Origin of the sequence: Stenotrophomonas sp. G4 (genome assembly GCF_003428825.1) — a bacterium.
Classification (GTDB): domain Bacteria; phylum Pseudomonadota; class Gammaproteobacteria; order Xanthomonadales; family Xanthomonadaceae; genus Stenotrophomonas; species Stenotrophomonas indicatrix.
The window spans coordinates 361,796-379,542 of record NZ_CP031741.1 but is presented as its reverse complement, the minus strand read 5'-3'; the positions used below and the strand labels follow the sequence as shown (position 1 = coordinate 379,542).

The 17,747-nt window shown below is 66.9% G+C and carries 18 protein-coding genes and 1 pseudogene; 13 read left to right on the top strand and 6 right to left on the bottom strand.

The window, feature by feature from the left end:
• Positions 1-131 precede the first annotated feature (131 nt).
• Positions 132-710 carry an Ax21 family protein gene (locus tag D0Y85_RS01690; RefSeq protein ID WP_117309319.1) on the bottom strand — a complete coding sequence of 193 codons (579 nt, stop codon included), beginning with the start codon at positions 708-710 and terminating at the stop codon, positions 132-134.
• Between the two features lie 285 nt (positions 711-995).
• Between D0Y85_RS01690 and D0Y85_RS01685 the strand changes: the two genes are divergently transcribed.
• Positions 996-1,355 (top strand): DUF1428 domain-containing protein, encoded by a 360-nt coding sequence (locus D0Y85_RS01685; protein WP_025878363.1) that lies wholly within the window; start codon positions 996-998, stop codon positions 1,353-1,355.
• Between the two features lie 15 nt (positions 1,356-1,370).
• Here D0Y85_RS01685 and D0Y85_RS01680 read toward each other — a convergent pair whose 3' ends face one another.
• Positions 1,371-2,069, bottom strand: coding sequence for a hypothetical protein (locus tag D0Y85_RS01680; RefSeq protein WP_117309318.1), 699 nt, complete (start codon positions 2,067-2,069; stop codon positions 1,371-1,373).
• A 137-nt stretch (positions 2,070-2,206) separates the two neighbouring features.
• Complete coding sequence (locus D0Y85_RS01675) at positions 2,207-3,121, bottom strand: histone (protein WP_117309317.1); 915 nt, start codon at positions 3,119-3,121, stop codon at positions 2,207-2,209.
• 491 nt (positions 3,122-3,612) lie between these two features.
• Between D0Y85_RS01675 and D0Y85_RS01670 the strand changes: the two genes are divergently transcribed.
• The 9 genes from D0Y85_RS01670 to D0Y85_RS01630 all read left to right on the top strand — a co-directional run bounded on the left by D0Y85_RS01670 (position 3,613) and on the right by D0Y85_RS01630 (position 11,583).
• Positions 3,613-5,046, top strand: coding sequence for a Do family serine endopeptidase (locus tag D0Y85_RS01670; RefSeq protein ID WP_025878360.1), 1,434 nt, complete (start codon positions 3,613-3,615; stop codon positions 5,044-5,046).
• Between the two features lie 104 nt (positions 5,047-5,150).
• Positions 5,151-5,513, top strand: a complete 363-nt coding sequence (locus D0Y85_RS01665; protein ID WP_025878359.1) for a hypothetical protein — start codon at positions 5,151-5,153, stop codon at positions 5,511-5,513.
• A gap of 8 nt (positions 5,514-5,521) precedes the next feature.
• Positions 5,522-5,992 carry a phage holin family protein gene (locus D0Y85_RS01660; RefSeq protein ID WP_117309316.1) on the top strand — a complete coding sequence of 157 codons (471 nt, stop codon included), beginning with the start codon at positions 5,522-5,524 and terminating at the stop codon, positions 5,990-5,992.
• Positions 5,989-6,426: a protein sip-5 gene (locus tag D0Y85_RS01655; protein ID WP_117309315.1), complete on the top strand. Its 438-nt coding sequence runs from the start codon at positions 5,989-5,991 to the stop codon at positions 6,424-6,426. The genes D0Y85_RS01660 and D0Y85_RS01655 overlap by 4 nt, the downstream gene beginning before the upstream one ends.
• A 148-nt stretch (positions 6,427-6,574) precedes the next feature.
• Positions 6,575-7,597, top strand: coding sequence for an AI-2E family transporter (locus D0Y85_RS01650; protein ID WP_205420719.1), 1,023 nt, complete (start codon positions 6,575-6,577; stop codon positions 7,595-7,597).
• Between the two features lie 78 nt (positions 7,598-7,675).
• On the top strand, positions 7,676-8,404 hold the full coding sequence (locus tag D0Y85_RS01645) for an HAD-IA family hydrolase (protein WP_025878355.1): 729 nt from the start codon (positions 7,676-7,678) through the stop codon (positions 8,402-8,404).
• Between the two features lie 3 nt (positions 8,405-8,407).
• Positions 8,408-9,775 carry a M17 family metallopeptidase gene (locus tag D0Y85_RS01640; protein ID WP_032978292.1) on the top strand — a complete coding sequence of 456 codons (1,368 nt, stop codon included), beginning with the start codon at positions 8,408-8,410 and terminating at the stop codon, positions 9,773-9,775.
• Between the two features lie 168 nt (positions 9,776-9,943).
• Complete coding sequence (locus D0Y85_RS01635) at positions 9,944-11,050, top strand: catalase family peroxidase (RefSeq protein WP_117309313.1); 1,107 nt, start codon at positions 9,944-9,946, stop codon at positions 11,048-11,050.
• A complete protein-coding gene (locus D0Y85_RS01630) occupies positions 11,047-11,583 on the top strand; it encodes a cytochrome b (protein ID WP_025878352.1) in 537 nt (178 codons plus the stop codon). Before D0Y85_RS01635 ends, D0Y85_RS01630 begins: the two co-directional genes overlap by 4 nt.
• A gap of 575 nt (positions 11,584-12,158) precedes the next feature.
• On the opposite strand, the gene D0Y85_RS01620 is transcribed toward D0Y85_RS01630, so the two are convergent.
• The 3 genes and pseudogenes from D0Y85_RS01620 to D0Y85_RS01610 all read right to left on the bottom strand — a co-directional run.
• Positions 12,159-12,761, bottom strand: coding sequence for a response regulator transcription factor (locus tag D0Y85_RS01620; RefSeq protein WP_025878350.1), 603 nt, complete (start codon positions 12,759-12,761; stop codon positions 12,159-12,161).
• Positions 12,758-13,972, bottom strand: coding sequence for a sensor histidine kinase (locus tag D0Y85_RS01615; protein WP_025878349.1), 1,215 nt, complete (start codon positions 13,970-13,972; stop codon positions 12,758-12,760). Before D0Y85_RS01615 ends, D0Y85_RS01620 begins: the two co-directional genes overlap by 4 nt.
• A gap of 33 nt (positions 13,973-14,005) precedes the next feature.
• Positions 14,006-14,314 (bottom strand): annotated as a pseudogene (locus D0Y85_RS01610) (ATP-binding cassette domain-containing protein); the annotation flags it as partial.
• A 202-nt stretch (positions 14,315-14,516) separates the two neighbouring features.
• Here D0Y85_RS01610 and D0Y85_RS01605 point away from each other — a divergent pair.
• The 3 genes from D0Y85_RS01605 (at position 14,517) to D0Y85_RS01595 (ending at position 17,740) form a co-directional block, all read left to right on the top strand.
• On the top strand, positions 14,517-15,761 hold the full coding sequence (locus tag D0Y85_RS01605) for an efflux RND transporter periplasmic adaptor subunit (protein WP_117309311.1): 1,245 nt from the start codon (positions 14,517-14,519) through the stop codon (positions 15,759-15,761).
• Positions 15,762-15,878: 117 nt separating this feature from the next.
• On the top strand, positions 15,879-16,568 hold the full coding sequence (locus D0Y85_RS01600; protein ID WP_025878346.1) for an ABC transporter ATP-binding protein: 690 nt from the start codon (positions 15,879-15,881) through the stop codon (positions 16,566-16,568).
• Between the two features lie 14 nt (positions 16,569-16,582).
• Entirely contained in the window at positions 16,583-17,740 is a 1,158-nt protein-coding gene (locus D0Y85_RS01595; RefSeq protein WP_117309310.1) for an FtsX-like permease family protein, read from the top strand.
• Positions 17,741-17,747 lie beyond the last annotated feature (7 nt).

Here is a 17,747-nt window from a genome sequence, read left to right as displayed (position 1 = left end):
TCCAATTCATTGCAATGCAACATGACGCCGCGCATCGCAGTCAGACTCCGTTCTGATTCCCCACAACGCAACAGGCCCGGCAATGCCGGGCCTGTTTCAGCACGAACAGCGCGCGGGCGCCGTAGATGCAATTACCAGCTGAAGCGCGGGCCGACGGTGTATTCCTTGTCGCCGTGGCGGTTCATCTTCAGCTCGCCGTTCAGGCCCCAGTTCTGGTTCAGCTTGACCTGACCACCCAGGCGGCCGTACCACTGGCTGTCGATGTCCACGCCGTGCTTCTTCGAATAGTCTTCGTAACCGACCAGGCCGTAGACCTCAGCGTGGGCACCGAACGCGGTACGGATACCGGCTTCAGCGCTGTAGCCGTTGAAATCCAGGCCGTGCTTCTGGTCGAACTTCTGGTAGGCGACGCGGGCAACGAAGTCGGTCGACGGAGCGATTTCGACGTTGTAGCCGGCACCGACCTTCCACTGGTCAACCTTGATGTTGGTGTGGTCGACTTCCTGGCGGCTGTACTCGCCGAAAGCGTGGAAGTTCGGCAGGAAGCCGTAGGAACCCTTCACGCCCCAGCCATCAGCCTTGATGCCGTCAACGTCGGTCTTGGCGTAATCAGCCTCGGCGTAGTTGTAGGACAGGTTCTCGGCGGCCGAAGCGGTGAAGGGCAGGGCAGCGGCCAGAGCCAGAGCCAGAGCAATCAGCGAATTCTTCATGGGGGTACACCTTTACTTTCTTATGGTGTGCAGCAGCGCCAGGGCGCCATCGCATCGGGAATGTAAATTCTCCGTTATTCGCCACAACGCTCCCTGAAAACAGCGGTCTTCGCATTGCTGAATTTTCTGCATTGATTCAGCAAGGCTCAGGCATACGCGCGCGGTACGCGCACGCGCTTCGATTCAATGGTCAATGGCGCGGCAATCGATGTCGATTTGCCGCGCCCTGAAGCGTCGACTCAATGAAGGCCGTGCACCTGGTACGGTCCATTCCGGAGGCAAGCGATGAGCTACATCGATGGTTTCGTCCTGGCGGTGCCGACCGCCAACAAGGAGAAATTCCTCGCCCACGCGCGCAGCGGCGACGTGGTGTTCCTCGAACACGGCGCGCTGCGCGTGGTCGAGTGCTGGGGCGATGACGTGCCGCACGGCAAGACAACCGATTTCTTCGGCGCGGTGAAAGCCACGGCGGAGGAGACCGTGGTGTTTTCCTGGATCGAGTGGCCGGACAAGGCCACCCGCGATGCAGGCATGCAGAAAATGATGGAAGACCCGCGGTTGGACCCGTCGAAGAATCCCATGCCGTTCGACGGTGCACGGATGATCTACGGCGGATTCGAGCCGATCTTCGAACTCAAGCGCTGACCCGGGCGGGCGTCCTCAGCGGGCGCCCGCTTCATCCTCACCGGCGGCGTGGCCGGCACCCAGCGCAGCACCGGCACCAACACCCAGTCCGCCCATTCCGGCACCCATGCCGCCGCCACCGCCCCCACTTCCACCGGTGCGACCGCCCTTGGCTTCGCCCTCGTTGCGGCCCTTGCCACTTCCGCCGCCGCTGCCCGCAGGGCGGGTAGGCCCCTGGCGCGGGATCTCCAGGTCGGCCGGTACCGGCGCAAGGTCCAGCGCCTCGCGGACGAAGTCGCGCAGCGAGATCACCAGTTCGTGTGTGTGCACCGCACGCCCCTGTGCCAGTTCACTGGCAGCGCGCGCGGCCAGCCGTACCTGCTCGTCGGTGCCCAGCAGCAGGATGTCCGACAAGGCCGCTTCGACCGCATCGCGGATGCGCCGGGCCCGATCCGAGCCCGGCTCGGCGATGCCTTCTTCGTGGGCCCGCTGGCGCAGGTCGCGCAGGTGGGTTGGATCGACCCCCAGCTCACCGGTGAAGGAGCCGCCCAGCGTCTTGTAGGCCGCCATCAAGGTACGCAGCCGCTCATTGATCTGCCGGTTCTCTCGTTCGCGGCGCTGCTGCAGGGTCTGCATCACCAGCAGGCGGATGCCCACGCCGAGCAGGGTGATCAGGACCAACCCGGCCAGAGTGGACAGCACGCCCTGCCAGGAACTGAAATCGATGCCGCGCATGGTCAGGGCTCCTGCGGAAGACCTTCATCTTGCCCCAGGCTGCTGCCGCAGATCCACGCCAGGCAATGATCCGCCCCCCCGAAAACGCAGAAGGCCCTCCCGCCCGATGAGCGGAAGGGCCTTCGAACCACGCGCGATTACTTGCGCTTGGCAGCCTTGCGCACGGCCTTCTTGACCGGAGCCTTCTTGGCCACGGCCTTCTTCATCGGTGCAGCCTTCTTGGCGACCGTCTTGCGGGTAGCGGCGACCTTCTTGCCGGCAACCTTCTTGGCAGCAGCGGTCTTCTTGCCGACAACCTTCTTGGCAGCGACGGTCTTCTTGCCGACGACCTTCTTGGCAGTGGCGGTCTTCTTGCCGACGACCTTCTTGGCAGCGACGGTCTTCTTGCCGACGACCTTCTTGGCAGCGACAGTCTTCTTGCCGACGACCTTCTTGGCAGCGACGGTCTTCTTGGCCGCAGCCTTCTTGGCGGTAGCGACCTTCTTGCCGACGACCTTCTTGGCGGCCACGGTCTTCTTGGCCACAGCCTTCTTGGCGGTAGCGACCTTCTTGCCGACAACCTTCTTGGCAGCAGCGGTCTTCTTGGCCACAGCCTTCTTGGCGGTCGCAACCTTCTTGGTGGCGGCCTTCTTCACGGTAGCGACCTTCTTGCCGGCAGCCTTGGCGGTCTTCTTGGCAGCAGCAGCCTTCTTGGTCACGGTCTTGCCGGCAGCCGCCTTCTTCTTGGCCACTTCCTTCTTCAGGGCAGCCGCTTCGGCCTTGGCGTTCTTCTTGGCCGCTTCCAGCTTCTTCTTGGCGTTGGCAACGGTCTTGCCGACCGACTTGGCGGCCTTCTCGGCCTTCTTGGCAACGGTCTTCTCGACCTTGGCCACGACCTTCTTGGCCTTGGCGACGCGGGTGGTGGCAGCCTTGCTGGCGCGCTTGACGGTCTTCTTGACCGACTTCACTGCGTCTTCGGCGGCGTGGGCGATGGTCTCGCCGACGTTGGTGGCGGTTTCTTTCACGTTCTCGACGGCGTCGGTCACGACCGACACACCATTACCGTTGCTCATGTTGCCCTCCTGGGGGCCTGGATTGTCAAAACGGGGCGATGCTATACCGACAATGGCGATCGTGGAACGGGCACGCCCGGTCAATCGCATCCGGTGCGACGCAGCTGATGTAGGCGATGGTGGCAGCTGACGCGCCCCGCAGTCAGGAAACCCCTTTTTTTAAGCAGTGCGCTGCGCAGCCTGCCTGCTGCTGGCGTGCCGATGCAGGCACGAGCAGCAGCCACACATCCGCGCAGCACTGAGCGTCATCGCAAGGTCGGGATGCGCGGAACTGCGCAAGTGTCGCGGTGTATCAGGGCGCTGCCGGCGTGCCTTGCGGCGCTCGCTCGCGGCTGTCGCGAACAGCGTTGTGGTGCGCGCGTCAGCTTTCCGGCGCCTGCGGCGAGGGTCGGATTTTCATGGGGCATTTATCCAGATCGCGACACACTCATTCAGCTTGTTCTACCGTATGCGTCAACGGCCCACACACCCCAGCCTGCGAACCGACTCCCATGCGACCGCTTCCCACCCTGCTTACGCTCGCAATCGCCGCTGCCTTCGGCGGCTTCGTTGCCACCGGCCTCAATGCGCACCTGGACAACCGTGCCGATGCCGCTCCGCTGCCGGCGGTACTGCCCACCTCCGCGGCGCTGCCGGCCGCGGTTGCCGGGCAGGCGGTGCCTTCGCTTGCACCGATGCTGGAAAAAGCGATGCCGGCGGTGGTCAGCGTCAACACCAAGCAGGTGGTGCGGGTACGCAACCCGTTCTTCAACGACCCGTTCTTCCGCCGCCTGTTCCCGGACATCCCGCAGGAGCGGATCAACGAGTCACTCGGTTCGGGCGTCATCATCGATGCCACCGAAGGCCTGGTGCTGACCAACCACCACGTCATCGACAACGCTGATGACGTGCAGGTGACACTGGCCGATGGGCGCACGGTGAAGGCCGAGTTCCTCGGCTCGGACCGCGACACCGACATCGCGCTGATCCGCATTCCGGCGCAGAACCTGACCGACATCAAGCTGGGCAACAGCGACCAGCTGCGGGTGGGCGACTTCGTGGTCGCGATCGGCAATCCGTTCGGTTTCAGCCAGACGGTCACCTCGGGCATCGTCTCGGCGGTGGGCCGCAGTGGCATCCGCGGGCTGGGCTACCAGAACTTCATCCAGACCGATGCATCGATCAACCCGGGTAATTCCGGAGGCGCGCTGGTCAACCTGCAGGGCCAGCTGGTGGGCATCAACACCGCCAGCTTCAACCCGCAGGGCAGCATGGCCGGCAACATCGGCCTGGGCCTGGCGATTCCATCGAACCTGGCCCGCAGTGTGGTCGACCAGCTGGTCAAGCATGGTGTGGTGGTGCGCGGCACACTGGGCATCGAAAGCCAGAACCTGAGCGCGCAGATCGCGCAGGGCCTGGGCCTGGGCGAAACCCGTGGCGCCCTGGTAACCCGCGTGCTGGCCGGTTCGGCCGGTGCCGCCGCAGGGCTGAAGCCGGGCGACGTGGTGGTATCGGCCAACGGCCAGCGTGTGGACAGTGCCGAAGCACTGCACAACGTGGAAGGCCTGGCGGCGGTGGGCAGCGTGCTGACCCTGGACGTTCGCCGCGAAGGCAAGCCGCTGCAGATCAAGGCAACATTGAAAGAACAGGCGCGCGTGGTCAGCGGCGAGAGCCTGGACCCGCGCCTGACCGGTGCCAGCTTCGTCGACCTGCCCGAATCGCTGCGTCAGTCTGGCGTGGGCGGCGTGCTGGTCAGCGAGGTCAAGCGCGGCAGCCGCGCCGCGACCAATGGCCTGCAGCAGGGCGACATCATCACCGACGCCACGGTGGGCGAGTTCGCCGACCTGGCCAGCTGGCGCGCCAATTTCCAGCAGCGCCCGCCCACCCTGGTGCTGCGCGTGCTGCGCAACAATGGCCAGCAGCAGGGCCAGTTGGTGATGCGCTGATCGCCTGGCCGTAACGCCCCCTATACCCACGTGATGCTATTGCTGTACGTCCAGGTCGGCCAGGCGCCGATCGCCCGTTCCCCCATCGCAACAGGAGTGATTCGATGAGCCCCACCAATACCGAGAACCTGAAGGACCACCTGGGTGAAGCCGGTTCCCACCTGAAGCAGGCCGCCAGCGCTGCCGGCGGTGCGATCAAGGGCGCTACCGGCGCCGCGACCGACGAACTGCGCATCGGCAAGGCCAACGTCAAGGCTGAACTTTCCGACAGCGCGCTGTCGGGCTTGGCTGCTGCCGAGTTCGGTGGTGCCGCCGCCAAGGAACAGGTCGATGCGCTGATGGACAAGGGCAAGGACCTGATCGACAGCGCTGCTGAACTGATCCGCGAACGTCCGCTGGCCTCGTTCGGCGTGGCCTTCGCTACCGGCTGGATCATCGCCAAGCTGGCCCGCGGCAGCGACAAGTAAGCTGCGGCGTGAGCGAAGACACCACGCAACGTCCTGATCCGGCGGCCACGCCGCCGTTGGACGAAAGCATCCGCCAGGTCGGCGCAGCCGGCCGGGCGACTGCCGATTCGGCCAAGCACTCGCTGCGTTCCCTGCGCCGGCTGGCGTCGGCGGACTTCGCGCTGGCGCGCAGCGCGTTCGGCCGCGCACTGGCCTGGGCCGGCGTGGCGATCGTGTTCGGTGCGTCGGCCTGGCTGTTGCTGGCCGCCACCCTCATCGCCCTGCTGCAGAGCTTCGGCCTGAGCTGGCTGCAGGCCCTGCTGATCACCTCGCTGCTGAGCCTGGTCGTCACCGGCTATGCGATCTGGCGCGTTTCCTACTTCTTCCACCACACCGGCATGCACGCCACCCGGCGTCAGTTGTCCCGGTTGGGCCTGTTCGACGAGCCCACCGATGATGATCCCGATGCCGGCGTGCAGATTCCGGAGGGCAAGCCATGAAGTTCGGTGCACTGCAGCGGCGTGTGAAACGTTGCGAACAGGTGATGGCCGTGCGCCTCGGCGAGACCCAGGACCACTGGAACGTGCTCAGCCAGGTCTGGCGACAGGGCTGGTCGCCATTGCGCATCGTGGTGGTGGGTCTGGCCGGCGGGTTCATCGCCGGCAAGCTGGAGGTTCCGGGCAAGGTCAACGGAGCGCGTTGGCTGCAGATGGTCGGTTCGGTATCCAGCCTGTTCGCCAGCGCCCAGGCCGCGTTTGCTTCGGTGGTGGCGGCGCAGGCGGCGGAAACCGCAGACGATGCCGCCGGCCAGGTGGATGAAGCGGCCGCGCCGCCACCCGCCGCTGCGGCACGACCGGCAGCACGCCCGGTGGCCGAGCCGGAGCCGCATGAGCCCCGTCCGGCCGAAGCGGCGACCGAGTTGTCCGAACGTTGACGAACTTTACCCGCCGCGTTGATCGCGGCGGGCCGATAATGGCATCTCTTTCTGGTCGGTGCGTCGATGAGCGAGCCCCTGTTGTCCCCGTCGTCGCCTGCGCCGGACGAGTCCGCCCCCTGCCGCCCCCTCGCGCCCCCGTGGCCCGATGTCGCTGGTGATCCTGGCGACCCTGGCCGTGGCGTTCACCCTGTGGGCGGCGCAGGACATCATCCTGCCGGTCCTGCTGGCGATGTTCTTCGCCCTGGTCGGCAACCCCATCCTGCGCCTGCTGCAGAAGCTGTGGATTCCGCGCGCGCTCGGCGCCCTGCTGGTGCTGGGCGCCGGCCTGGGCGTGACCGGTGCGTTGGCTGTGCAGCTGATCGGCCCGGCGATGGACTGGGCACAGGAAGCACCGCAGCAGCTGCGCAAGGTTGCGCGCCAGGTGCAGGACCTGACCAAGCCGGTGCAGCAGGCCAACCAAGCCGCAGAGAATTTCGCGCGCGTGGCCGGCGGCGACGGCAACCGCAAGGTGCAGGTGATCCGCACCCAGCTGGACGACCCCTACCGAATGCTCACCCGTGCGCCGCGGCTGGCCGCCTCGGTGCTGGCCGTCGTGCTGCTGACGCTGTTCTTCATGATCTACGGCCAGAGCCTGCAGCGTGCAGCGATCGCCCTGTTCCCGAACCGGCAGCAGCAGCGTTTCACCAGTGACATCCTGCGCTCGATCGAGCATGAGGTGTCGCGCTACGTATTGACCATCAGCGTAATCAACACGGTGGTCGGCCTGCTGTTGGCCGGGGTGCTGATGCTGCTGGGCATCGGCCTGCAGGAGGCGCTGCTGTGGGGAACCGTGGCGGCGCTGCTGAATTTCGCGCCCTATGTCGGCCCGCTGCTCGGCGTCGCGTTGATGCTGCTGATGGGCTTTGTCGAGTTCCGCGACCCGCTGCAGGCACTGCTGCCTGCGGCTGCCTACCTGGCCCTGCATACCCTGGAAGGGCAGCTGGTGACGCCGATCGTGCTTGGCCGGCAGATGAAACTGTCACCGCTGGTGCTGATCCTGGCGCTGATGGTGTTCGGCTGGGCCTGGGGCATGATCGGCCTGCTGCTGGCGGTGCCGCTGCTGGTCTGCATCAAGCTGGTGCTGGCGCGGCTGGACGGCATGCACGGCTGGGCGCGGCTGCTGGAGTGAGGCGCGCTCCATCGACGGGCGGCAGCGCCTGCCCGCCGCGCGCATGAAAGCCCGCGCGGGCAGGCGTAGAATGGCGGGGTGAAATTCCCTGTCCTTGCCATCACCCTCGACCTCGACGATACGCTGTGGCCGTTCGCTCCGATCGGCGCCCGCATCGACCAGGTCCTGTTCGACTGGATGCGCGAACACAGCCCCGCCACCGCCGCGATGTATCCGGTGGCGGCCATGCGCGAACTGCGCGAGCGCTCGTTCCGCGACAACCCCCACCTGCATTTCGACCTGAGCGCGCTGCGCCGGCTGACGATCCAGGAGGCGCTGGAAAACAGTGGCGCCAGCCTGGATCTTCTGGAGCCGGCGTATGAAGTGTTCTACGCCGCGCGCAACCAGGTGGAGTGCTACCCCGATGCGCTCGACGCACTGGCGCGTATCGCCGCGCGGGTGCCGGTGGCCGCGTTGAGCAACGGCAACGCCGATCTGGAACGGATCGGCCTGGCCCATCACTTCAGCTTCCAGCTGGGCGCGCGCGAGCATGGCGCGGCCAAGCCCGAAGCGAGCATTTTCCACGCTGCCTGCGACCGCCTGGGCGTCGCCCCGGCGCAGGTGCTGCACGTGGGCGACCACGTCGAGATGGACGTGGCCGGCGCGATGGCTGCCGGCCTGCGCGGCTGCTGGATCAACCGCGAAGCGGCCACCTGGAACCATCCGCAGCTGCAGCCTGACCTGCAGTTCGACACCCTCACCGGCCTGGCCGATTGGCTCGATGCCAACCTCGACGCCGCCGACGCTGACGCATCCCGGAGTACCTGACGCATGAGCGAGATCACTGGCTTCACCGCCGACACCACCGCCGCACTGCCGCTGCACGTGCTGGACCGCAGCCAGTTCGAGGCGTGGAAGAACAGCCAATCTGCTGCCACCCAGGCGTGGTTGAAGTCGCAGGGCTTCACTGCGGGCGCGCATTCGGTTGCGCTGCTGCCCGGCGCCGATGGCCTGGCTGGCGCGGTGATCGGCGTCGGCGATCGTGCCGATGCCTACAGCTACGCCCATGCACCGCATGCCCTGCCGGAAGGCAGCGTGTGGCAGCTGGCCAGCGAACTGCCGGCCGCCGAGCAGGCGCTGCTGCAGCTGGGCTGGGGCCTGGGCAGCTACCGCTTCGACCGCTACCGCAAGCGCAACCGCGCGCCGGCCCAGCTGGTGGCTGCACCGACCGGCGAAGTGGCCGACCTGATCGCCGCCAGCCTGCGCGTGCGTGACTGGGTCAACACGCCGACCGAAGACATGGGCCCGCAGCAGCTGGAAGACGCCGCGCGTGCCCTGGCTGAAGCGCATGGCGCGCAGGTGGAAGCCATCACCGGCGACGAACTGCTGGCGCAGAACTTCCCGGCCATCCATGCGGTGGGCCGTGCCTCGCACCGTGCGCCGCGGTTGATCGTGCTGCGCTGGGGCAAGGAGACCGACCCGGCATTGGCGCTGGTCGGCAAGGGCGTGTGCTTCGATACCGGTGGCCTGGACATCAAGCCGGCCGACGGCATGCGCAACATGAAGAAGGACATGGGCGGTGCCGCCCACGCGTTGGCCCTGGCCGGGCTGGTGATGGCCCAGCAGCTGCCGGTGCGCCTGACCCTGCTGGTTCCGGCGGTGGAGAATGCGATCGGCCCGGATGCCTTCCGCCCGGGCGAAGTGATCGCCACCCGCAAGGGCCTGAGCGTGGAGATCGACAACACCGATGCCGAAGGCCGGGTGATCCTGTGCGACGCGCTGACGTTCGCCGGTGAGCAGAAGCCGGATCTTGTGCTGGACTTCGCCACGCTGACCGGCGCGGCGCGCATCGCGCTGGGCCCGGACCTGCCGGCGCTGTTCAGCAACGATGACACGCTCGCCCAGCAGTGGCTGCAGGCGGGCGACGCCACCCGTGACCCGGTGTGGCGCATGCCGTTGTGGCGTCCGTACCTGCGTTACCTGAGCAGCGGCATCGCCGACCTGGCCAACGCCGGTTCGCGCATGGCCGGCTCGGTCACCGCCGCGTTGTACCTGGAACGCTTCCTGGAAGACGGACAGCGCTGGGCACATCTGGACGTGTATGCCTGGAACGATGGCGAGCGCCCCGGCCGCCCGGCCGGTGGCGAAGCGCTGGCCCTGCGTTCGGCGTGGACGATGCTGAAGGCACGTTACGGCTGATGGAGGCGCCGGGCATGGCCCGGCGCTACCCATGGCGGTGGGTGCCGCCCTTGGTCGGCACTGCATCACCCTGCAAATCTGACGAAAAATTGAATTTCGGCACCGGCCGGGTTCTGCGAGGATGTCGTGGTCGCCCACCCACACATCCGTGAAGGCAGGACTCCGACCATGTCGCTCTTCCGCTATACCCGCGCCGGCCGGGAGCCGGGCGCGCCGCGCCGGCATTCACCCTTGCCCTGGATCGCGCTGATCGCACTGATCCTGGGCATTGTCGCGCTCGCCTTCGCCTGGCTGGCGGGCTGGATCGGCCGCGACCGGCTGACCGCACAGCGCTTCACCGACACCATCGAGGCCACCGGCCCTGCGCATCCCGGCTTCCGCCGCGCGCACAGCAAAGGGGTGTGCGTGAGCGGCTGGTTCGAACCCAGCGCGCAGGCGCCCACGCTGTCCAGCGCACGGGTGTTCTCGCAGGCGAAGGTTCCGGTGCTGGGCCGGCTGTCGATCGGCGGCGGCGATCCGCACGGCGCCGATGGCAGCGCGCGCGTGCGCAGCATCGCCGTACAGCTGGTGGGCGATGACGGGCAGGAATGGCGGATGGCGATGAACAGCTTCCCGTTCTTCGCCGTGCCCACCGCCGAGGCGTTCTACGAGCAGACCCGCGCGCAGATTCCGGATCCGGCCACCGGCAAGCCCGACCCGCAGAAAATGGCGGCCGTGCTGGCCAGGTACCCCAGCGCACAGGCCTTCCAGCAGTGGGCCAAGAGCGCACCGTGGACCAGCAGCTGGGCCAACACCACCTTCAACAGCGTCAACAGTTTCTGGTTCACCAACGCGCAGGGACAGAAACGCGCGGTGCGCTGGCGCTGGCAGCCGCAGGCGCCGCTGGTGGAGATGGATGCAGAGGCACGCAAGCAGGCCAACGTCGATTTCCTCAGCCAGGAACTGCAGCAGCGCCTGGCCAGCGGCCCGGTGCGCTGGAACCTGGTGGTCAGCCTGGCCGCGCCGGGCGATGCCATCGATGATCCCTCGGTGCCGTGGCCTGAATCGCGCGAACAGGTGGTGGCCGGCGTGCTCAGCCTCGACCGCATGCAGTCGCAGGAAGAAGGCGCCTGCGGCCAGCTCAACTTCGATCCGCTGATCGTGCCCAGCGGCGTGCGCGGCAGCGACGACCCGATCCTGGCTGCGCGCTCGGCGGTGTATTCGCAGTCGTTCAACCGCCGCGAGCGCGAGCGCGCCAGCGGTGCGGCGGCACAGACGAAGGGGGACGCACGATGAGCACTGGCAACGGCCACTTCAACCTGCTCGCCCGGGTGCTGCACTGGTCCATGGCGCTGATGATCATCGCCATGCTGTTCATCGGCGTGACCATGGTCGCCTCGCTGCACCTGCGCCCCATGCTGATCGACCTGCACCGGCCGCTGGGTATCGCCATCCTGCTGCTGGCGGTGCTGCGCCTGTACAACCGCCTGCGCCATCGCCCACCGCCGCTGCCAGCGGATCTTCCCGCGTGGCAGGTGCTGGCGGCGAAGGCTTCGCACTGGATGCTGTACGCGTTGATGCTGGCGATGCCGCTGATCGGCTGGGCGATGCTGTCGGCCGGCGGCTACCCGATCGTGCTGGGCGGTGGCCTGCACCTGCCGCCGATCGTGCCGCACACGCCAGCGCTGTACGCCGCGCTGCGCAATGCGCACAGCCTGCTGGCCTACGTGTTGTTCGCCACGGTGCTGATGCACGTGGGTGCGGCGCTGTTCCACCTGTGGGTGCGCCGCGATGGCGTGTTCCAGGCGATGGCACGTGGGAAGGATTGAATGGGTTTTCCGGGGTTCCCGGCTGCCCTTTTTCGCGACTGCGGAGGGGTGTCACTTTTCTTTTCGCGCGAAAAGAAAAGTAACCAAAAGAAACGCGCCGCCAGCCGCGAGCCGGTGCTGCGCACCGGTACCCTGCGCTCCTCGGTCCGTCGAGGGACGGCGCGGGAACTCGCTGCGCTCAGACACCCGCGCCTCTGCGCCCTCGCCGGACCTGCGGTGCTCGGCTCGCTTGAAGGCGGATTGGAAAAGCAAAGCGAAGAGCATCCACGCATGGCGTGGATCTACTGGGTGCAGCTGCGGCCTTTGACGTTGGGTCCGCCTTATAGCGAGCCGAGCATCGCAGGGGAATCAGGGGCGAAGAGGCGCCGATGTCTGAGCGAAGCGAGTTCGGCGCCGTCCCCTGATTCACCGAGAAGCGCAGGGTGCCGGTGCGCAGCACCGGCTCGCGGCCGGCGGCGTGTTTCTTTGGTTACTTTCTTGATGGCGCACATCCATGTGCGCCACCCTACGGGCCGGCTACGCCGTTCCGCGCTGCTCCTGCAGCGCGGTGCACGAGCAAAGAAAGTGACGCCCCCCTACAACCACCCCTTCTGCCGCGCCAGCCGGTACGCCTCGATCCGGTTGGCCACACCCAGCTTGCCAATGCATTCGGACAGGTAGTTGCGCACTGTGCCGTGCGACAGCCCCAGCTGCTCGGCGATCTCGCTGGCGGTGCGGCCCTCGCCTGCCAGGCGCAGTACGCGGCGCTCGCGGTCGGTCAGCGGGTCGGCCTGCGACCACGCATCCAGCGCCAGCTGCGGATCGATCGCACGGATGCCCTGCTTCACCTTGCGCAGTGCCTCGGCCAGGTTCTCGGCCGGTGCATCCTTCAGCAGATAGCCCAGTACGCCCGCTTCCAATGCGCGACGCAGGAAACCGGCACGGGCGAAGGTGGTCACGATCACCACCTTGATCGGCAGTTCATGGCGGGCGATGCGCTGGGCCAGTTCCAGCCCGCTCAGCCCCGGCATCTCAATGTCGGTGACCAGGATGTCCGGCTGCAGCTGCTGCAGCATGCGCCAGGCGGCTTCGCCGTCGGCAGCACTGCCAAGCACTTCGATATCGGGTTCCAGACCCAGCAGCGCCGAGAGCGCGCCGCGCACCATCGCCTGATCTTCGGCCAGCAAGATGCGGATCATGCCGCGCCTCCCTGTGCCAGCGATGCCGGCGACAGCGGCGTAGTCGCGGCCACCAGGGGCACGCGCACGGTCAGCAGCGTGCCTTCCCCGCGCGGCGACTGCAGCGTCAACTGGCCACCCAGCGCCGCTGCGCGCTCACGCATGCCACACAATCCGTTGCCCTCGGCCTGCACGCCACCACGGCCGTCATCGCGTATCTGCATCACCAACTGTCGGTCCTCAAGCATGAAATCCACCTGCACCCGGGTCGCCTGCGCGTGGCGCACGATGTTGGTCGCCGCCTCGCGCAGCACCAGTGCCAGCCCACGCTCTACCTCCACTGGCATCGGTGGCGGCGGCATGTACTGCAGGTGTACCTGTTGGCATTCCAGCAGCAGGCGTGCCGAGGCCAGTTCGCCGGCCAGGTCGCTGGCGCGGATGCCGGTGACCGCACTGCGTACCTGCGCCAGCGCCTCGCGGGCAATGTCCTCGGCCTCGCCGATTTCCTGCCGGGCACGCGCGTCGTCGCGGTCGTACAGCTTGCGCGCCAGTTCCAGCTTCAGCGTGATCAATGACAGCGTATGCCCCAGCAGGTCATGCAGATCACGGCCGATGCGCTCGCGCTCGGCGGTGGTCGCCAGGCGCCGCACCTCGTCCTGGGACAGCTGCAGGGCAACGTCGCGCTGATGGCTCAAGGCCTCCACGTTCACCACCAGCCCGACAATGAACGACACCGCCGGCATCCACACCATGGCCTGCCACGGATAACCGAAGTAGAGCGCGGTGCTGCAGAACAGGAGATTCAGGCCAGTGAGCTGCAACAGGTACACCCACCAGCCGCCGCGGCTGCTCATGCGGATCATCACGCAGCCGAACACGAAGTAGCTCAGTCCCGACGGATACCACGGCAGCAGCACCAGGGCCATCGCAATCATGCCCAGCGCGTAGCGCCAGGCGTGGTGCCGTGGCGCCAGCATCACCCTGGCATAGAACAGCAGGAACAACGGATAGCTGGCCAGCGTCAGCAACAACCAGCGCAGCGTGAAGCCATTCCCGAGCACCGGGGTGAGGAAGATCCAGACCGACCACAGCAAGTGGATCGCACCACTCCAGGGCGACTTGCCACGCCGCAGCAGTTCGGCCACCGCCGAATCCGGGGCAGGGCGCAGCAGGGACGCAAGCCAGCTCGGTGGCACGGAAGATTCCAGGCGGGGACGATCGCTGCCGATCATGCCAGTTCAGCCGACCCGGCGCAGGCGGCGGCGCGCCTGCGCCACCAGTTCATCCACCTGCAGCAGCGGCGACAGGCTGGTGCTCTGCAGCATCACGCCGAGGCCGAGCCGCTGATCGCGCTGCTGCGGATCACCGCCCAGCAGCTCGACCTGGCCGGCGTCGGCACGGCGCAGGCCCAACAGCACGCTGATCGCGGTACTCTTGCCGGCACCGTTGCGGCCCAGCAGGGCCAGTACCTGGCCAGCGCGCACCTGCAGGTCGATGCCGTGCAGGGCGGTATGGTCGCGGTAACGCACCTGCACCTGCTGCAGGCAGGCCAGCGACGGAGCGATCGTATCCATGGGCGGTACCGGTAGCGGGGACGTTGCCATCCTGTGCCGCCGTGGTCACATTTCGCAGTTGCCGCCGTCAATGACATCGGATGACAGCTGTCACTGCCATCGCCGATGCACCTGCCTTCATGCTGTGCCGCACGCTCCACCGCCGGAACCGCCGCTGCCTGCCCTTCCGGTCACACCCGCCCAAACGCCTGTGATGGAACGAATGAACGCTTCTGCCGAGCTGTTGAAGGAACTCCGTATCGACCGCAAGTCGCCGCCCGCCTCCAGTGGCGGCAGTGGTGGCCGCCGCTGGCTGTGGATCGCCGTGGCCGTGATCATCGTGCTGCTGGCCGGTGGTGCATTCGCACTGTTCGGCCGCGCACCCACCGTGGAAGTGGACACCGCGCCGGCGGTGGCCATCCAGCAGGGCAGCGCCAGCAGCTCGGTGCTCGACGCCAGCGGCTACGTGGTCGCCCGGCGCATGGCCACGGTGTCGGCCAAGATCACCGGCAAGGTGCGCGAGGTGATGATCGAAGAAGGCATGCGGGTGGAACAGGGGCAGATCATGGCCACCCTGGACCCGATCGATGCCGACGCGCAGCGCAACCTGTACGCCTCGCAGCTGCAGGCCGCACGCAGCCAGGTGGTCGGCCTGGAAGCCCAGCAGAAGCAGGCCGCCGCTGAAGCCAGCCGCCTGCAGGCGCTGGTCGGCCAGCAGCTGGTCTCGCGTTCGCAGTACGACCAGGCCGTGGCCCAGCGTGACAGCCTGCGTGCGCAGCTGGAAACCGCACGACGCAACGTCAAGGTTGCCAACGATCAGCTGTCCATCGCCGACCTTGGCGTGGACAACAACATCGTGCGCGCGCCGTTCTCCGGCGTGGTCACCGCCAAGGCCGCGCAGCCCGGCGAAATCGTCTCGCCGCTGTCGGCCGGTGGTGGCTTCACCCGTACCGGCATCGGCACCATCGTCGACATGGAATCGCTGGAGATCGAAGTCGAGGTCGGCGAAGCCTTCATCGGCCGCGTGCAGCCGAAGATGCCGGTGGAAGCCACGCTCAACGCCTACCCCGACTGGAAGATCCCGGCCGAGGTGATCGCCATCGTTCCCACCGCTGACCGCGGCAAGGCCACGGTGAAGGTGCGGGTGGCACTGAAGGTGAAAGACCCGCGCATCGTGCCGGAGATGGGCGTGCGGGTCAGCTTCCTGGAACAGGCCAAGCCGCAGACCGAAGCCAAGCCGCAGGGCGTGCGCGTTCCGGCCACTGCGGTGGTCGAGCGTGAGGGCGCGTCGGTGGCCTTCGCACTGGGCGATGACAACCGTGTGCAGCAACGCACGGTCGAGGCGGGCCAGACGATGGGCAAGGACCGCCAGATCCTCAAGGGCGTGAGCGCAGGAGAGTCGGTGGTGGTCAACCCGCCGGACACCCTGCGCGACGGCACCAGGGTCAAGCAGAAGCAAGCGCAGTAACGGCCCGGCGCCCGCATGGCGCCACCGGCAGTACCGCTGGAAAGCACCACTGTTCGACGCGTGCCGGCCGTTGGCCGGGACGCATCCCCGTTTCCCGCCTTTCGTGGAGAACCACCCATGTCGACCCTGGTTTCACTGCGCAACATCACCAAGACCTACCAGCGTGGCCCCGAAAAGGTGCAGGTGCTGCACGGCATCGACCTGGATATCGCCAGCGGCGATTTCGTCGCGCTGATGGGCCCGTCCGGTTCCGGCAAGACCACCCTGCTCAACCTGATCGGCGGCCTGGACAACCCCACCGGCGGCGAGATCAGCATCGAAGGCGAGCGCATCGACCAGATGAGCGGCGGCCAGCTGTCGACGTGGCGCAGCCACCATGTCGGCTTCGTGTTCCAGTTCTACAACCTGATGCCGATGCTGACCGCGCAGAAGAACGTGGAACTGCCGTTGCTGCTGACCCACCTCAGCGCGGCGCAGCGCAAGCGCAATGCCGAGATCGCGCTGACCCTGGTCGGCCTGGCCGACCGCCGCAGCCATCGCCCCAACGAACTGTCCGGCGGCCAGCAGCAGCGCGTGGCGATCGCCCGCGCGATCGTCTCCGACCCGACCTTCCTGATCTGCGACGAACCCACCGGCGATCTTGACCGCCAGTCCGCCGAAGAGATCCTGGGCCTGCTGCAGCAGCTCAACCGCGAACACGGCAAAACCATCATCATGGTCACCCATGACCCGAAGGCTGCCGAGTACGCCACCCACACGGTGCACCTGGACAAGGGCGAGCTGGCCGACGCGCCGCTGGCCCACTGACGGAGGCCACAGCGATGAAATACTTCTCGTTGGTCTGGGCGCAGCTGTTCCGCAGCCGCACCCGCACCCTGTTGACCCTGCTGTCGGTGGTGGCCGCGTTCCTGCTGTTCGGCATGCTCGACTCGGTGCGCGTGGCGTTCTCGTCCGGTGGCAGCGTGGAAGGTGCCAACCGGTTGGTGGTGGCTTCGCGCCTGTCGATCACCCAGTCGCTGCCGATCCGCCTGGAAACGCAGATCCGCCAGGTCAGCGGCGTGCGCGATGTCACCTACGGCATGTGGTTCGGCGGCATCTACCAGGACCAGAAGAACTTCTTCCCCAACTTCTCGGTGGCGCCCAACTACTTCGATGTCTACCGCGAGCTGCAGATCGACCCGGCGCAGCTGCAGGACTGGCAGCAGACCCGTACCGGCGCCATCGTCGGCGAGACGCTGGCCAAGCAGTTCGGCTGGAAGATCGGCGACACCATCCCGCTGCAGGCCACCATCTTCCCGCGTGGCGGCAGCAACGACTGGCCGCTGGAGCTGAAGGGCATCTACCGCTCGAAGGATCGCGCACTGGCGGCCAATGAAGAACGCCAGTTGATGATGAACTGGAAGTACTTCGATGAGTCCAACGACTACATCAAGAACCAGGTGAGCTGGTACACGGTGACGCTGGACAACCCGGAGCAGTCGTCGAGGGTGGCGCAGGCCATCGATGCGATCTCGGCCAATTCCGACCACGAAACCAAGACGCAGACCGAATCGGCGTTCCAGCAGGCGTTCGTGAAACAGTTCGCCGACATCGGCATGATCGTCACCTCGATCATGGGCGCGGTGTTCTTCACCCTGCTGCTGTTGACCGGCAACACCATGGCCCAGGCGGTGCGCGAGCGCGTTCCGGAACTGGCCACGCTGAAGACGCTGGGCTTCAAGGACAGCACGGTGCTGACCCTGGTGATGGTCGAATCGGTGCTGCTGATCGGCCTCGGTGGACTGATCGGCATGGGCCTGGCGGCGCTGATCCTGCCGGCCATCAGCCCCAAGAGCATGGGCATGCTGCCGCCGCACGTACCGACGCCGACCTGGCTGGTGGGCATCGTCCTGATCGTGGTGATCGGCATCGTGGTCGGGCTGCTGCCCGCACTGCGCGCCAAGCGCCTGAAGATCGTCGACGCGCTCGCCGGCCGCTGAAGAGGAC

Coding starts and splice junctions, on each gene's coding strand:
- D0Y85_RS01690 (WP_117309319.1), bottom strand. CDS start 710: ATGAAGAATTCGCTGATTGCTCTGGCTCTGGCTCTGGCCGCTGCCCTG.
- D0Y85_RS01685 (WP_025878363.1), top strand. CDS start 996: ATGAGCTACATCGATGGTTTCGTCCTGGCGGTGCCGACCGCCAACAAG.
- D0Y85_RS01680 (WP_117309318.1), bottom strand. CDS start 2,069: ATGCGCGGCATCGATTTCAGTTCCTGGCAGGGCGTGCTGTCCACTCTG.
- D0Y85_RS01675 (WP_117309317.1), bottom strand. CDS start 3,121: ATGAGCAACGGTAATGGTGTGTCGGTCGTGACCGACGCCGTCGAGAAC.
- D0Y85_RS01670 (WP_025878360.1), top strand. CDS start 3,613: ATGCGACCGCTTCCCACCCTGCTTACGCTCGCAATCGCCGCTGCCTTC.
- D0Y85_RS01665 (WP_025878359.1), top strand. CDS start 5,151: ATGAGCCCCACCAATACCGAGAACCTGAAGGACCACCTGGGTGAAGCC.
- D0Y85_RS01655 (WP_117309315.1), top strand. CDS start 5,989: ATGAAGTTCGGTGCACTGCAGCGGCGTGTGAAACGTTGCGAACAGGTG.
- D0Y85_RS01650 (WP_205420719.1), top strand. CDS start 6,575: ATGTCGCTGGTGATCCTGGCGACCCTGGCCGTGGCGTTCACCCTGTGG.
- D0Y85_RS01640 (WP_032978292.1), top strand. CDS start 8,408: ATGAGCGAGATCACTGGCTTCACCGCCGACACCACCGCCGCACTGCCG.
- D0Y85_RS01635 (WP_117309313.1), top strand. CDS start 9,944: ATGTCGCTCTTCCGCTATACCCGCGCCGGCCGGGAGCCGGGCGCGCCG.
- D0Y85_RS01630 (WP_025878352.1), top strand. CDS start 11,047: ATGAGCACTGGCAACGGCCACTTCAACCTGCTCGCCCGGGTGCTGCAC.
- D0Y85_RS01620 (WP_025878350.1), bottom strand. CDS start 12,761: ATGATCCGCATCTTGCTGGCCGAAGATCAGGCGATGGTGCGCGGCGCG.
- D0Y85_RS01615 (WP_025878349.1), bottom strand. CDS start 13,972: ATGATCGGCAGCGATCGTCCCCGCCTGGAATCTTCCGTGCCACCGAGC.
- D0Y85_RS01605 (WP_117309311.1), top strand. CDS start 14,517: ATGAACGCTTCTGCCGAGCTGTTGAAGGAACTCCGTATCGACCGCAAG.
- D0Y85_RS01600 (WP_025878346.1), top strand. CDS start 15,879: ATGTCGACCCTGGTTTCACTGCGCAACATCACCAAGACCTACCAGCGT.
- D0Y85_RS01595 (WP_117309310.1), top strand. CDS start 16,583: ATGAAATACTTCTCGTTGGTCTGGGCGCAGCTGTTCCGCAGCCGCACC.